Genomic DNA, 14,286 nt, shown 5'->3' on the forward strand with positions numbered 1-14,286 from the left:
CTCCATCATCACATGATTATTCTGAAGATACATTCAGTTTACCGGCAGATTATAAAAGCGGCCATACACTAAACCACAGTAAATTTAGACTTCCACACTGCACTATTCCACTGACACACTTGCATCCCATGCCTCTCCGTTCAGCTCAGAATTGATGGTAATGGCAGTCAACGCGCCGGAAGCTGCCGCTGCAATCGCCTGATACTTTTCAGAGGCGGCATCTCCTGCTGAGAAGACTCCGGGGATATTGGTTTTGCCAAAATCATCAGTGAGTACACTGCCCCCATCATTCATTTCACAGCCTAATGCTTGCGGGAGATCCGAGCCTCTTGTCAGCTTGGGAGCGAAAAAAATCCCCTCGCAAGGAAGTCTGGTTTCATCCTCTAAAACCACCTGCTGCACCATTCCTCCCTCCGATTCAATTGTTCTTATTGCTGCTTCATGCACCAGCACCCCATGCCGCGCCAGCTCCCCGCGTTCTTCACCGGTCAATTCCGCCGGCCCGTTAGTACAAATACTGTAATCTTTCGTCCAGCCGGAGATTACTTTTGCCAGGTGCAGTGCGTGGGCTCCACTGACAATCAGGATGAGCTTCTTGTCCCGGAGCTCCCAGCCGTCACAATACGGGCAGACAAAGGCGCTTGTGCCATAGACCTCAGCCAGTCCGTCAACGGTCAGCGGAAGATCTTTTTTTCCAACAGCAAAAAGCAGCTTCTTACAATGATATACCGCGCCTGAGACTGTTGTAATTTCAAAAGCGCCATCTTTCCCTGAAACGGCTGAAGCAGTGTCACTGACACAGCTAACAGACGGATATGCCGCCAGCTCCTCATGCGCCGTCTTCCGGAATTCCCTTGGACTTGCCCCATCTCTTGTAAGAAAGCCATGTGTCTCACGTGTAACGATATTCCTCGGCTGCAGATCGTCAATCACAATGACAGATTTTCGGCCCGGCCCAGAACTAACGCTGCATTTAGACCCGCCGGTCCTCCGCCGATAATAACTACATCTGATTTTCCACTCATCCAAAGCACCCTTTCAAGAGTTATAATATCCGTAATTATAAAAAGCTATTACAGACTCCTTATATCTACGATAGCCGGAACAGGTGCATAAAGCAAGTCTTTTTCTTGCATCGTAGTGCATCATATAACCGTATTACCGTTAAAATTTGGCCTTCACCAGTTTCTTTAAGACCTAAGGCACGCTCTGCTGTCCACCCCGGACTATGCGGAACGTGCCTTTTCCTATTATCATGTATCCAGCCCGTGCAGCTGTTTGAACTGCTCCGGCTGCATACCGGTCAACCGTTTGAATACAGCACAGAAGTAGCTGGCATTCTCGAAGCCGGTCAGCTGGGCAATCTCATACAGCTTTTTCTCCCGCTGCTGGAACATCAGCTGCTTGCTGCGGTTAATGCGCTGCTTGTTGATATAGGTCACCGGCCGGTCATGAACCGTCCGCTGAAACAGCCGGCACAGGTATTGCGGCGAAACAGAAATCACCTCTGCCAGCTCCTTCAAGGGCAGTGCCCGATGCAGATGCTGCTCAATATGTTCCAGCACCGGCTTGATCCGCACCAGCTCATCCTCCTCGCTGGCAGGCGGGAGATTCCGCTTCAGGTCGAGCAGCATCGCATACAGCAGCTTGGAGCGCTCCAGATTATTGTCCAGATCATTGGCATCCGGCAGCTGAAGCAGCTCATGAAACGGAACCAGAAGCTCAATATCCCTCAATCTCCGGACTCCTGATTCCCGGATACCAGCATATGATAGCATTCCCCCTGCCTCTCTCCCGTTAAACGATATCCATGCCAGCTCCCATTCCCGGCTAATGGGTGTGTAGGAATGAGGTATATCAGGGAAGGTGAAGAATATCTCTCCGGGTCCAACTACATACCGCTTCTCCCCGACTGTCAGTTCCCCTTTACCGCTCAGCACCTGATGCAGCTGGTAATCGGGAAATCCGGCAGGACGTGCGGTTTCTTCCTGATGCTCCCAATATCCAATCGTTGTAGAATACAGCGGCAGCTGAATCGTATCATCCACCGCGCAGAACACCATCATGCTCTTCATAGTTATCCACCTGTTTCATATTTTATTATAAGACACTAATATCCTTTTATATCCTATAGCCTTTTGGCGTTCTATAATATGAATATAACAATACAAGGAGATGTTAATGTGCGCAAGAAGCTAGACTACCAACCACCAGCCAACGGTTATCCCGAATGGAATAACAATCCCGAAATCTTTCAGCTGAACCGCCTGCCGGCTCATGCCTCCATGATCTCCTATACAACTGTAGAGCAGGCACTTCAGGGCGAGTTCGCAGCGTCCCCGAACTATCATTCCCTTAACGGCAGCTGGAAGTTTGCTTTTGCAGAGACTCCGGAGCAGCGGATTAAGGATTTCTATACCTTGGAATACGACAACAGCAGCTGGGCCGAAATTCCGGTGCCTTCGCATTGGCAGTTCCAGGGCTATGACTACCCTCAGTATACCAATGTCCGTTACCCGTGGGCCGTTTCCGAGCCTGACTTGAAGCCGCCTTTTGCACCTACAAAGTACAATCCGGTCGGCTCTTATACACGAACCTTTACGGTGCCTGAAGGCTGGGCAGGACAGCCAGTATTCATCAGCTTCCAGGGGGTCGAAGCGGCCTTTTATGTATGGGTGAACGGCGAACTGGTCGGATACGGCGAGGATACCTTTACTCCATCGGAATATGATATTACCGCTTATCTGCGGGAAGGCGAGAACAAGCTGGCTGTAGAAGTCTACCGCTGGTGTGATGCAAGCTGGCTGGAGGATCAGGATTTCTGGCGTCTGAGCGGGATTTTCCGCGACGTCTACTTGTATACAGCTCCGCAGGTTCATCTTACTGACTTCTCTGTAGTAACCGAGCTTGACGAAGAATATACCGATGCCGAGCTGAAGGTGAAGATCCAGCTGGAGAATTATTTTAACAGCGGAATGAAGCCTTATTCGGTTGAAGTACAGCTCTATGACGCACAAAAGCAGGCGCTCTGGGAGCAGCCGCTGTCTGCCGCTGTTGCTTTTAATGGAACGGATGTGCAGGAGATCCAGCTTAGCCGGCATATCGCAAATCCGGAGAAGTGGAGCGCAGAGAAGCCATACCTGTACACGGCAGTTATTAGCGTTATTGACGATCAGCAGCAGGTACAGGAATTTGTCAGCACCAGAGTCGGCTTCCGCACCTTCGAGATTAAAGACGGCCTGATGAAAATCAACGGCAAGCGCATTGTCATGAAGGGCACCAACCGCCATGAATTCTCCTGTGACACCGGACGCGCGCTCTCCAAAGCGGATATGATCCGTGACGTGCAGCTGATGAAGTCCCATAATATCAATGCCGTACGTACCTCCCACTATCCGAACCAGTCTATCTGGTATGAGCTATGCGATGAATACGGCTTATATGTAATCGACGAGACCAATTTGGAGACCCATGGCTCCTGGAAATACGGCCAGGAAGAGCTCGTCGAGACGAACGTTCCGGCAAGCAGACCGGAGTGGCTGGCCAACGTTATCGACCGCTGTAATTCCATGATGCAACGCGATAAGAACCATCCGTCGGTCATCATCTGGTCACTGGGCAATGAGTCCTTCGGCGGCGACAACTTTATTGCCATGCACGATTATCTGAGAGAAGAGGATCCGACCCGTCCGGTGCATTATGAAGGGATTTTCCATTACAGACCTTCCGAGGCTGCCAGCGATATCGAGTCCACAATGTACATCAGACCGCATGAGGTTGAGCACTATGCCAAAAACAACCCGAAAAAGCCGTACATTCTCTGCGAGTACAGCCATGCAATGGGTAACTCCTGCGGCGGGCTGCACCTCTACACAGAGCTGTTCGATCAATTCGACATCATCCAGGGCGGATTCATCTGGGACTGGGTGGATCAGGCGATCCGGACCAAAACCGCAGATGGAGTGGAATATCTGGCCTACGGCGGCGATTTCGGTGAAAACCCGCATGACGGAAACTTTAGCGGAAACGGACTGCTGTTTGCTGACCGTGCCGTGACTCCGAAGCTGCTTGAGGTCAAAAAATGCTATCAGTACATCAAGCTCACAGCCCTTGACCTGCAAAAAGGCAGCTTCCAGATCAAGAACAACTACCTGTTCACCGACCTGAGCGAATATCAGCTGCATTGGAATGTATCTCTGAACGGTGAAACTGCGCAGGAAGGCTCTCTGCAGGTATCTGCAGCGCCGGGTGAAACGGTTGAAGTCGCCATTCCTTATGAAGCCAGCGATCTGCTGAACGATAAGGAAGCTGTACTGACCCTCTCCTTCACCCAGCCTGAAGCTACAGAATGGTCAGAAGCCGGTCATGTTATTGCCTGGGAGCAGTTCGTTCTGGTGCCATGGATTGCCGCCAGCCGCCCTGCCGCTGGCAGCGGATCGCTTCAGGTAACCGAGCAGGAAGACAATGTTACGGTTTCCGGAGAAGCGTTCTCCGTCTCGTTTAATACAACAAACGGTGAGCTTTACTCTTATGTGGCAAATGGCAAAGAACAGCTCCTGCTGCCGGCCAGAACCAATTTCTGGAGAGCGGTGACCGATAACGATCTGGGTAACGGTCTCGACAAGCGCAGCGCTGTATGGAAAGAAGCTTCAAGCAGCCAAAGCCTGATCAGCTTCAGCTTTGAGGCTCTAGACAACCGCTGCACGATCTCTGCAGACTATGTATTATTCACTGGTCCGGATTCCATCCTGCGCGTGAAATACGATGTCCGCAGTAACGGCTCCGTTGAGATCAGCCAGGAGCTGAATCCGGGCAGCAGCAGTCTGCCTGAGCTTCCGGAATTCGGCATGATGTTTGTGCTGGACAGCGGGCTTGATACAATCTCCTGGTATGGCCGCGGCCCGCATGAGAACCATTGGGACCGGAACACCAGTGCAGCTGTCGGCAGCTACAGCGGTAAGGTCAGTGACCAATTCACCCCTTACCTGCGACCGCAGGAATCTGGCAACAAGACCGATGTCAGATTCGCCTCACTGACAAACGGTGCAGACGGCCATGGCTTCAAGATTGATGCTCCATCCCTGTTCGAGCTTAATGCAATGCCATGGACACCGGATGAGCTTGAAGCAAGCGACCATGTATATAAGCTGCCCACCTCAGACAAAACCGTACTGCGCGTGAACTACAAGCAGATGGGTGTCGGCGGCGATGACAGCTGGGGAGCGCCGATTCACAAGGAATTTATGCTGCCTGCTAACCGGCCGTACTTCTTCCGGTTTACCATTTCACCTAAATAGGACGTATCGTTAGTTATAAGGAGAGTCCGCGTTATGCGGACTCTCCTTTTATTTTACCCAGACGTCCTTATAGTTGATCTTCCCCCACGCATTTAGAGATATGCCGTGAAGAGAACGGTCATAGCCGACTTCCTGGACACTATGGTATATAAACAGCACATTCAGCTGCTGCTTTAGCTCCTCCTCAGCCTCTCTAAGCACATTCAGCTGCTCGTCCTCACCCGTTTCAATCAAGGCATCAGCGACTATAGCATCTATTTTTGCCCTTAGCGGGGCTTGCAGATGATTGCGGATATACCCGTGTATAGAGCGGTACATTTCAATTAGAGTGATGGCAGGCTGATCTCCCAGCACCTCTCCAGCATAGATCATATCCGCCTGCAGGATCACCTCTGCCTGTGACAGCTCTCGGATCGGCAGAATAGTGAGTTCTATCTGGACTCCTATTTGGCTGCATGCTGCCATAATCCAGCGGGTATCCTCCTCATTGCTGAAATATTCATAGGTATAGAGCTGCAGCGTTTCTCCGTTATAAGAGGATTGTTCCAGGCTTTTTCTTGCAGCTTCTATTGATATATCCCTTCCATAATCAGCATTATAATAGCCGGGATGAAATCCTGATGAGGGCTTATTTCTTCTTCCTTTCAGCTCACGAATCATATACTCTCGGCTGAGAGCAAAATGTATAGCCTGGCGCAAACTATAATCCTGAAGTACACCCGGCTTGGAGAGGTTAAAGGTAAGAACAGTGCTGCCCAATTCCAGCTGGTTCAATTTTTGTTGGGCTTCCCCCTTATCAATCGCTTCAAAATACAGCAGCTGCGCTTGTCCGGAAGGCTGTGTATGCCGCAGCTCCTCCTCATAATCAGGCCAGACCCACATTTCAATAACATCTAAAAACGGACGTCGGCAAAGTAATGCTCATTAGCGTCCATGATTAGCATCGACTCTGTATTATTCCGCATACAAAATGGTCCCGTGCCTGCCGGCAACCGTGCAAAGTTACGTCTGGCATCCAGCTGCTCCAGATCATCCGGTACAATGGAGAAACGTTCAGTAGCGATAAAATGTGCAAAAAGCGCATTCCTTTCCCTCAGCTCAAAGCAGACACTGTATGTATTGGCAACTTCTATGGCCTGCACACTATTAATCAGCCAGTCCTCCCCGTTCCACTGCCGGATCCTATTAAATGTGTACTGCACGTCCTTAGCCTTAAAGGGTTTGCCGTGATGAAACAGCACACCTTTGCGGAGATAAAAGGTCCAGCGTCTGAACGTCCCGTCATGCTCCCAGTGATGAGCCAGTCCAGGCTTCAGCTTTTTGCTGAACGGATCATATCGGGTCAAAGTGTCGAACAGCTGGCTGATTAAATGCGCTTCTGTGCGCCGCACGACCTTCATCGGGTCAAGATCTAGGACAGGCCTGTAAAACGGATAACGCAGGACATCCTCCTCAGTCCGCTCCTTCTGCACACCGAACCAGTTGCCCAGCCATGTATGAAATTCAGCTCGAACCGATTCCCGTTCACTTGCCTGTATGCATGCAAAGGCTTCACTTAGCTGTCCATTCAGACTTAAGGTTTGAGCTCTGGCGAGAATTAATTCATCTTTATTGCGCAGCAGGGCCAGCTGGGACGAATTGCCCCTGCCCAGTCCGGATTTCCAGCCGATGAAATGCTGCTCTTTCAGCTTTTGAATCAGAAATTGCGCATTACGGCGGGTGCAGTCAAAGACTAACGCCAGTTCGTTTATTGTGACCGGAAACCACTCGCCGTCAGCTTGTGCAGGGTAATGGTTTTTTAGCTGCAAATAATATTCCTCTATGTCCACTACTACTCCTCCTCTAAAAGGCGAAAGGTTGCAAATGATCTTTCTATTTTTGTTCTACTTTTGTAAAAGTATAATTTGAGGCAACCCGTTAGTAAAGAGGAGTGTGTGATTAAAATGATTAAAACAACAATACAGACAGAACCGGCAGTCCCTTCAATCTGGCGCAGCCCGGCCTTTATGGTTCTGCTTGGCGCCGGAGCCGTTATGGCGTTGGGAAACAAAATTTACGAGCTTGCGCTCCCCCTCATACTCTATGACTTCACGAAATCCTCCGTGGTTATGTCCGCGATGCGCGGGATTGAGTTTCTGCCGAACCTGCTGCTGGCGATGTTCATCGGTGTAATCGTGGACAGGGTACATAAGAAAAGATGGTCTTTAACAGCTATTCTGCTGCAGATTGTCATTCTGGCTGTATTATATCTGGCGATTGAGCACGGGCACCATTCTGCTCCAATGTTCTATGTGGCCGGCTTTACGCTAATGACTTTCGGCTATGCTTATTCCAACGCCCGGGTAGCTATGGTCAAGCATTCCCTTCCTCTCCCGATGTTAACACCCGCGAATGCATCCTATAACTTCGTCACCACCTTTATCAGCATTGCCGGTCCGGTATTGGGCGGGCTGCTGCTTATGCTGCCGAAAATGCATGAAGCCCTGCTGCTTACAGCAGTTGCCTTCAGTCTTGCGTTCGTAACCTTAAGCTTTATCAGAACTAATGAGCCTGTAAGGGCTGCAGCCGTGAGCAGAGAGGGTTTCTGGAAAGAACTGCAGGCTGGCTGGGCCGAGCTGCGCAGCAATCGTCTGCTGCTGTCTATGAGCATTGCCGTGGTGTTCCTGAACAGTACATCGGGCATGGTGGATACTACTATTATTTTCTTTGCCAAGGATGAGCTTATGCTGAACAACCTTGAACTCGGGATTGTATTCTCGGCCGCCGGGCTCGGCGGACTGGCCGGAAGCCTGCTGATCGTTAAATTGCGGAAGCTGTTTCCGGTTGGACGCTTAATCACGCTGTCGTGCTTATTTACCGGACTGACAGGGATTCTGTTTTATATGTCACATTCAGCATATCTGCTCGCCGGAGGCCTGTTTCTGTATGGCTGCTTCGAGACCATAAGCACAGTCAGCATCTGGACATTCCGTCAGGAGACAACACCTTATCATCTGATTGGCCGGGTAAGCGGCATTACCGGTTCTATATTTAAGCTGGGTATGCCGGTTGCGATCATAGCTTCCGGCTGGATCTCAGAGCTGTCAGGCCCGCGAACTGTGTTCCTGATCACCATTGCTGCTAATCTGCTGATTTTCACCGGCTGCCTGTTGAGTCCGCTATGGAGACAACGCCAATCCTGTTAAAAGGAAACGACGTCCATTCTGTTTCTTAGAATGAACGCCGTTTTTTTCCACACATTTTATTTAGCTGTTGATTACTAACTACTTTAATTTCACCTGCGTCTTGCCTGTAGCCCGGCAGCTCCGGTCCACCTTTTAACCACTGCTATAAGAACGATACCGGCTACGATCCCTGCAGAGTCATTCACCATGTCGTATATTCTTCCGTCCCGCCCGAAATAAAGCTGGAATATTTCTGTAGACACAGCGAAAGCTATGGACCAAACGATACTTTTTATGTAACTGCGGTTAATCCGGTAGAGCAGCATTCCGAAGATTGCAAAGCCTATAAAGTGGCCGATTTTGCGGGTGATGAAGAGTTCAGTATACCTTATGTCCATCTGGAGCAGGTTATGAAAATCCGGGCCGGGGTCAGGTGAAAATAAGGCATTACCCCCTTGCTCCAAAAGCTTGAATCTGCGGCGCAGGTGAAGATAAACAGGACAATTCCCCAAAGTAACAACATTACGGCTTTCATAGTAATCCTACTTTCTGGCGCGGGTTGGAAAAGATATAGTAGCTATTATAGCCTTCCGCCCCGTACGATTGCAATTAAGCTGCATTCTGCTTACAAACATGACAGAAGGTAGTCAACTTTCCCCTTGTATACTTAAGATTATAGAGAGGATGTTGATTAACATGAAAACTTATACGATTATGAAACCAAAAATGATGGTAACAGGAGTTTCCGTAAGGACTACAAATGCAGAAGAAGCCGGCCCGGATGGAAGACTGCCCAAGCTATGGGAAAGCTACTTCAACAGCAATCTGGCAGCAAGGTCTGAGATCAAGAATCCGAATTATATTTACGCACTCTATACCGATTATGAAAGTGATGCAAACGGAGCTTATACTACCTTAATCGGACACGAAACTGCCGATGCTCCAGTGCAGGACGGCAACCTGTTCGAGATAAAGTCCATTCCTGAGAGCAAGTACCTCGTATTCCAGACACAATCGGGTCCTGCATATGAAGTGGTTGCACAAGCCTGGCAAGAAATCTGGTCGTATTTCGAAGAATCGCCGGAGGTTAGAACGTACACGGGAGATTTTGAATTGTACGATACCAGAAGCTACGATCCGGCCAATACACAAATTGAAATTTATATCGCTATTGAATAACCGCATTGCCATTGCCCGTAAATAAAGGCCGTCCATAGAGGATGGCCTTTATTTTTCGATTCAAATCATTCCGGCTGATCCACCCCGATGTATTGACCGGCTTCCCGGAAGCCGGTTATGAACCCTCCCCCTGCTGCAGCATTTAATGCCGCCCCTACAGCAGCTTCCTCAATGGATAAACTGAATGCAAGCGGCAACCCAAAAGCTTTGCCAACCTTATCACACAAAACAGGATTAAGCCGGAGCGCATTGCCTGATCCGATGATGAATGTGTATGGATTACCGGTTACGGAGATCAGTGCCTCATAAAAAGTATAAAGCTCGTCCACCATCCCCTGAAGAAACCCGTGCGTAAGATTAGCCGGTGTGAAGTTGGCCAGCGAAATCTGGTTGATGCTGCCGCGCAGCTCCGGTTGAGCCCGGGTCCCAAGAAACCGGGTACTTACCGTAAGATCCTGTACTGAAGGTTCTGCGCTATGCAGCAGCCGCTCCATGAAGCTGTACATTTCCCCCGGTTCCTCACCGGTATAACAGCGGATCACATCCCGGTAAAATTGCTCCAGCAGCGCATACGTTTTCCCTCCGCTGAGCGCTGCACCGACAGCCAGTCTGCCGCCGCCGGGAAAAGGCCGCGTCTCAATCCCTTCTATGTTGTATTCACCGTCCGGTAACAATGCGGACAGCTGACTTCCGGTACCAATGTTAATCAGCACCGATCGCTCAGGAGACGGAACACTTCCAAGGAAGCTGGCCTGATTATCCCCCAGCGAGCAGTAAACCGGCAATCCGCCTGGAGTATGTCCAACAAGCGTTCCGGAAGGTACAACCTTGGGCAGCATTTCCGTCGCGATTCCCGCCCGTCCAATTGCAGCATAATCAAAGTCTTCCAGTGAAAAGCTGTAGCCCCCGATGGCTGCAGCCTGAGTGGCATCGACAACAGGCATTATGCCGCCAGTCATCCGGAGGGCAACATAATCGGCAATGGTGCAGAAGCTGACGGCCCGGCCGGAACCAGATCCTGCTGCAGATTATAGTAATGGGTGGCTAACCCGTATCCGGGAGGAATAGAATAGCCTGTCAAAATTCTAAGTTTTTCAGCATATGTAATCCCGCCGTCACATGGTAACGCTGCCCTGCCATCCTGCCATGTATACAGCGGACTGACATGCTGCCCATTGCCATCTGTATAGACGATGCCGTGCATCTGCCCAGTCAGGCCGATTCCCATAACATCCTCCTCCGTTTTAAGCAGCTCCTCCAGCATACGGACGATACTTTCACAGATCACTTCAGGGTCCTGGAGTCTTTCCCATTCCTGGTGGTCTACGGTAACAGCTGTGTCGCATTCTTCTGTAATACTGCAGAGTACCATTTTATGCTCCAGCGAATACACGAGCCCCGTAATGGAGGTAGTCCCGATATCGAGTCCGATAAACTTCATCTGCGATCCTCTTCTCCTCAAAAGTAACTCTAGTATATACAACAAAGGGAAGACGGTTCAATTTTGCCGGAATCCGCTGCATAGTTTAGCTTAAATGAAGGATACTAACCGACTGATGCGCAGATTAAAGGATATGGGGGCTTGTTGAACATGAGACTTCAGAACAAAGTTGCTATAGTAACAGGAGCCGCCTCAGGAATGGGCAAGGCGATTGCGATTGTATATGCCAAAGAAGGCGCCAAGGTAGTAGTCTCTGATATTAATGCAGACGCGGCAAAAGAAACCGTGGACCAGATCAAAGCCGGCGGCGGTGAAGCCATAGTGGTCAAAACCAATGTGGCGGCTGAGGAAGATATCCAAAACTTGATCGACACCACTGTCAAGACGTATGGTACTGTAGATATTCTGGTGAACAATGCCGGGATTATGGATAATTTCGAGCCTGCAGGTGACATAAAGGATGAACAGTGGGAGCGGATTTTTGCCGTAAACACTACTTCAGTCATGCGCGCCACCCGTAAAGTACTGCCTGTTTTTCTGGAAAAGAAAGCCGGAGTCATTATCAACGTTGCTTCGGCCGGCGGTCTGTTCGGAGCACGGGCTGGCGCTTCTTATACAGCCACAAAACATGCAGTTGTTGGCTTCACCAAGAACACCGGCTTCATGTATGCCAAAGAAGGCATTCGCTGCAATGCAATTGCGCCTGGCGGAGTCGAAACGAATATCGGTTCAACCATGACGCACATTAACGAATTCGGAATGGGCCGTATTCAAGCTGGGCTGGCGCTTAATCCGCGCAACGGCAAGCCGGAGGAAATCGCAGCACTAGCCCTGTTCCTGGCATCCGATGAAGCCAGCTTTGTGAATGGGGCAGTCGTTACGGCGGACGGCGGGTGGACGGCTTACTAGGCTTTATCAGAGCATATCGATATAAAAGAAAAATTCATGCAACAAAAAACAGCAGCTCCTCTTCAATTGAGGGCTGCTGTTTGGGTGTTCGTTTATTGTACCGCTTGCTGACGCTTATCCCGTATTCTGACATTGCTGCCGTACAGCGTGGAGTCACTGGTCACCTTATAAGAAGGATAGTTCACCTCCGCCTGAATCCGCATAACCTTATCGAATAACGATTCCTGCTGGCGGTCAACGATAAAGGTGAACGGCTCCTGTTCATAAACAATGTCTGTCGCGTTCGGCCCGTCTACAATCTGCAGGACCAGAACTCCGTTACAGCCGCAGTCCTCAGTATCATAAAACATCTTGAACGCGCCGGGCTGTCCCGCCAGGCTTGCTTGCAGCCGCTCTGTAGTGAGTGCATCCAGTTGAACTTGCATAAGTGATTACCTCCTTGGTGCTGTGCAAAATGTATATAGAGTATATCACAAGTTGAAACGACTACGCAGTCCTTATAAGGACGGTATCCGTTTCTGAGAGAAAGATAAGGATATAGTATGGCGTGAAACATATACTTTCTTATCTTTCAAAACAACCCCGAAAACATATGTCCTGCTGCATCAGCTTCCCGTGTGACCGCACTCACCATCTAATGGTTAGCCCGTGCCGAAACGTGCTTCATGCTGCAGACCAAGCACCTGCTCTCTTATATTAACCACTTCCCCGATGATAATCATCGCCGGGTTGCTGATCTTCATCACAGCTGCAAGCTTTACGATGTTCGCGAGCGTTCCTGTAACGGTCCGTTCTTGAGCCGTCGTGCCTTTTTCAATCAAGGCCACCGGGGTCTGCGGGTCTTTGCCATGCCTGATCAGCTGCTCCGTAATCTCCCCCAGCTGGCTCATTCCCATGTAAATGGCCAAGGTATCGACACTGTGAGCCAGGGCATCCCAACGGACCGGCTCGGCTGCATCATTACAGCGGCTCCCGGTGACTACAGCGAAGGAGGTAGCCACTCCGCGGTGAGTCAGCGGAATTCCGGCTGAGGCGGCTGCGCCGACCGCCGACGTGATCCCCGGAATGACCTCGAAGGGAATTCCGGCGTCAGCGGCAGCAAGCAGCTCTTCACCACCTCTGCCAAAGACAAAAGGATCTCCGCCCTTCAGACGGACTACCCTGCTACCAGCAGCAGCGTGCATAATCATCAGCCGCTCGATGGACTCCTGCGGCATGGAATGCTGGCCTGGTGCTTTGCCGCAATAAATGCGGAGGGCCTTTACCGGTGCATAATCCAGCAGCTCCTCGTTCACCAGCCGGTCATAGAGAATAACGTCCGCCGCCTGGATGCAGCGCATAGCCTTTACTGTAATCAGCTCCGGATCTCCCGGCCCTGCACCTACAATTGAGATGATCCCTTCTCTGCCCTCTCTCATAGGCTTTTCTCCTGAATAGCTGTCTTGGCAATGGCGCCTTCGCCATGACGGGATGGCATTGCAACTATTGTTGCGGAGCGGCCTGACCGGAAGCCGTTATGGGCGAGATAAATCAGCAGACCGGTGAACAGTACGCCGCCTACCAAATTGCCCAGCAGTACAGGGATTCCGTTCCAGATCCACCAATCAGCGAAGCTGACATTGGCCCCCAGCATCATTCCCGCCGGAATGACAAACATATTGACGACGGTATGCTCAAAGCCCTGGGCAAAAAAGGTCAGAATCGGCAGCCACATTGCGGCTATTTTGCCTGCGGTAGATTTGGAGGTCATCGCCAGTACAGCGCCGAGGGTAACCATCCAGTTACAGAGGATCGCCTTGATAAAAGCCAGACCCATGCCGTCTGCGCCCATGTTTTTATAGGCAGTGGTCTTGGCTTCACTTGTGGTTATCAGTGTCTGGATCATCGGATTCGACATGTCCGTGCCCATCTTGGTGATTGTAAGTCCATACAACGCAGCATACACTGCACAGCCGATCAGATGACCGATGATGACCCAGAAGAAATTGTTCAGCATGCGTGCAGCCTTTGTCTTTTTCTCCAGAACCGCCAGGGGGATTAAGCCGAAGCTGCCGGTAACCAGCTCGAAGCCGAGCAGAATAATCATCACAAAGCCCACCGGGAACAAAAGCGCACCGATCACCGGAAGCTTGGTCTGCGCTGCGGCCGTATAAGCAAGGGTTGTCGCACAGGCAAGGATTGCCCCGCCGAGTCCGCCGCGCACAATCAGCTGCAGGATGGTGAGCTCTGCTTTCGTTTTTCCGGCTTCAATCATGGAAGACAGCACTTCATTCGGTTTCACATAATCCATAACGGA

Annotated in this window: 12 protein-coding genes and 1 pseudogene; 4 read left to right on the forward strand and 9 right to left on the reverse strand. The window is 50.5% G+C overall.

Annotation, left to right across the window (positions count from 1 at the left end; translation table 11 throughout):
- Window positions 1-102: 102 nt before the first annotated feature.
- Both AWJ19_RS13765 and AWJ19_RS13770 read right to left on the reverse strand, forming a co-directional pair.
- A pseudogene (locus AWJ19_RS13765) lies at window positions 103-1,025 on the reverse strand (NAD(P)/FAD-dependent oxidoreductase).
- Window positions 1,026-1,253: 228 nt separating this feature from the next.
- Window positions 1,254-2,075: an AraC family ligand binding domain-containing protein gene (locus AWJ19_RS13770; RefSeq protein WP_068724505.1), complete on the reverse strand. Its 822-nt coding sequence runs from the start codon at window positions 2,073-2,075 to the stop codon at window positions 1,254-1,256.
- Window positions 2,076-2,183: 108 nt separating this feature from the next.
- Here AWJ19_RS13770 and AWJ19_RS13775 point away from each other — a divergent pair, with 108 nt between their 5' ends.
- Window positions 2,184-5,297 carry a glycoside hydrolase family 2 TIM barrel-domain containing protein gene (locus tag AWJ19_RS13775; protein ID WP_068724506.1) on the forward strand — a complete coding sequence of 1,038 codons (3,114 nt, stop codon included), beginning with the start codon at window positions 2,184-2,186 and terminating at the stop codon, window positions 5,295-5,297.
- A gap of 48 nt (window positions 5,298-5,345) precedes the next feature.
- On the opposite strand, the gene AWJ19_RS37290 is transcribed toward AWJ19_RS13775, so the two are convergent.
- Complete coding sequence (locus tag AWJ19_RS37290; RefSeq protein WP_068724508.1) at window positions 5,346-6,179, reverse strand: ABC transporter substrate-binding protein; 834 nt, start codon at window positions 6,177-6,179, stop codon at window positions 5,346-5,348.
- A gap of 11 nt (window positions 6,180-6,190) precedes the next feature.
- Entirely contained in the window at window positions 6,191-7,126 is a 936-nt protein-coding gene (locus AWJ19_RS37295) for an ABC transporter substrate-binding protein (RefSeq protein WP_068724510.1), read from the reverse strand.
- A gap of 114 nt (window positions 7,127-7,240) precedes the next feature.
- Between AWJ19_RS37295 and AWJ19_RS13790 the strand changes: the two genes are divergently transcribed.
- Both AWJ19_RS13790 and AWJ19_RS13800 read left to right on the forward strand, forming a co-directional pair.
- Window positions 7,241-8,482 (forward strand): MFS transporter, encoded by a 1,242-nt coding sequence (locus tag AWJ19_RS13790; RefSeq protein ID WP_068724512.1) that lies wholly within the window; start codon window positions 7,241-7,243, stop codon window positions 8,480-8,482.
- A 675-nt stretch (window positions 8,483-9,157) separates the two neighbouring features.
- Complete coding sequence (locus AWJ19_RS13800) at window positions 9,158-9,640, forward strand: GyrI-like domain-containing protein (protein ID WP_068724515.1); 483 nt, start codon at window positions 9,158-9,160, stop codon at window positions 9,638-9,640.
- 65 nt (window positions 9,641-9,705) lie between these two features.
- Here AWJ19_RS13800 and AWJ19_RS13805 read toward each other — a convergent pair whose 3' ends face one another.
- Both AWJ19_RS13805 and AWJ19_RS13810 read right to left on the reverse strand, forming a co-directional pair.
- Window positions 9,706-10,599: an FGGY-family carbohydrate kinase gene (locus AWJ19_RS13805; RefSeq protein ID WP_082707878.1), complete on the reverse strand. Its 894-nt coding sequence runs from the start codon at window positions 10,597-10,599 to the stop codon at window positions 9,706-9,708.
- Window positions 10,596-11,081 (reverse strand): FGGY family carbohydrate kinase, encoded by a 486-nt coding sequence (locus AWJ19_RS13810; RefSeq protein WP_068724518.1) that lies wholly within the window; start codon window positions 11,079-11,081, stop codon window positions 10,596-10,598. The genes AWJ19_RS13805 and AWJ19_RS13810 overlap by 4 nt, the downstream gene beginning before the upstream one ends.
- A gap of 150 nt (window positions 11,082-11,231) precedes the next feature.
- Here AWJ19_RS13810 and AWJ19_RS13815 point away from each other — a divergent pair, with 150 nt between their 5' ends.
- Complete coding sequence (locus AWJ19_RS13815) at window positions 11,232-11,990, forward strand: SDR family oxidoreductase (RefSeq protein ID WP_068724520.1); 759 nt, start codon at window positions 11,232-11,234, stop codon at window positions 11,988-11,990.
- 92 nt (window positions 11,991-12,082) lie between these two features.
- Here AWJ19_RS13815 and AWJ19_RS13820 read toward each other — a convergent pair whose 3' ends face one another.
- The 3 genes from AWJ19_RS13820 to AWJ19_RS13830 all read right to left on the reverse strand — a co-directional run bounded on the left by AWJ19_RS13820 (window position 12,083) and on the right by AWJ19_RS13830 (window position 14,280).
- The gene (locus tag AWJ19_RS13820) at window positions 12,083-12,415 is read right to left on the reverse strand and encodes an iron-sulfur cluster biosynthesis family protein (RefSeq protein ID WP_068724522.1); all 333 of its coding nucleotides are present in this window, start codon (window positions 12,413-12,415) and stop codon (window positions 12,083-12,085) included.
- A gap of 216 nt (window positions 12,416-12,631) precedes the next feature.
- Window positions 12,632-13,408: a uroporphyrinogen-III C-methyltransferase gene (gene cobA / locus AWJ19_RS13825; protein ID WP_068724524.1), complete on the reverse strand. Its 777-nt coding sequence runs from the start codon at window positions 13,406-13,408 to the stop codon at window positions 12,632-12,634.
- Window positions 13,405-14,280, reverse strand: coding sequence for a formate/nitrite transporter family protein (locus tag AWJ19_RS13830; protein ID WP_068724525.1), 876 nt, complete (start codon window positions 14,278-14,280; stop codon window positions 13,405-13,407). The genes cobA and AWJ19_RS13830 overlap by 4 nt, the downstream gene beginning before the upstream one ends.
- Between the last annotated feature and the right edge of the window lie 6 nt (window positions 14,281-14,286).

The sequence above is a fragment of the Paenibacillus sp. DMB5 genome (genome assembly GCF_001517085.1).
Classification (GTDB): Bacteria; Bacillota; Bacilli; order Paenibacillales; family Paenibacillaceae; genus Paenibacillus_AQ.

Excerpts from the sequence above, each read along its gene's own strand:
- AWJ19_RS13790 (WP_068724512.1), top strand. The coding sequence starts at position 7,241 with ATGATTAAAACAACAATACAGACAGAACCGGCAGTCCCTTCAATCTGG.
- AWJ19_RS37290 (WP_068724508.1), bottom strand. The coding sequence starts at position 6,179 with ATGTGGGTCTGGCCTGATTATGAGGAGGAGCTGCGGCATACACAGCCT.
- AWJ19_RS13770 (WP_068724505.1), bottom strand. The coding sequence starts at position 2,075 with ATGAAGAGCATGATGGTGTTCTGCGCGGTGGATGATACGATTCAGCTG.
- AWJ19_RS13800 (WP_068724515.1), top strand. The coding sequence starts at position 9,158 with ATGAAAACTTATACGATTATGAAACCAAAAATGATGGTAACAGGAGTT.
- AWJ19_RS13815 (WP_068724520.1), top strand. The coding sequence starts at position 11,232 with ATGAGACTTCAGAACAAAGTTGCTATAGTAACAGGAGCCGCCTCAGGA.
- cobA (WP_068724524.1), bottom strand. The coding sequence starts at position 13,408 with ATGAGAGAGGGCAGAGAAGGGATCATCTCAATTGTAGGTGCAGGGCCG.
- AWJ19_RS13805 (WP_082707878.1), bottom strand. The coding sequence starts at position 10,599 with ATGACTGGCGGCATAATGCCTGTTGTCGATGCCACTCAGGCTGCAGCC.
- AWJ19_RS13830 (WP_068724525.1), bottom strand. The coding sequence starts at position 14,280 with ATGGATTATGTGAAACCGAATGAAGTGCTGTCTTCCATGATTGAAGCC.
- AWJ19_RS13820 (WP_068724522.1), bottom strand. The coding sequence starts at position 12,415 with ATGCAAGTTCAACTGGATGCACTCACTACAGAGCGGCTGCAAGCAAGC.
- AWJ19_RS13810 (WP_068724518.1), bottom strand. The coding sequence starts at position 11,081 with ATGAAGTTTATCGGACTCGATATCGGGACTACCTCCATTACGGGGCTC.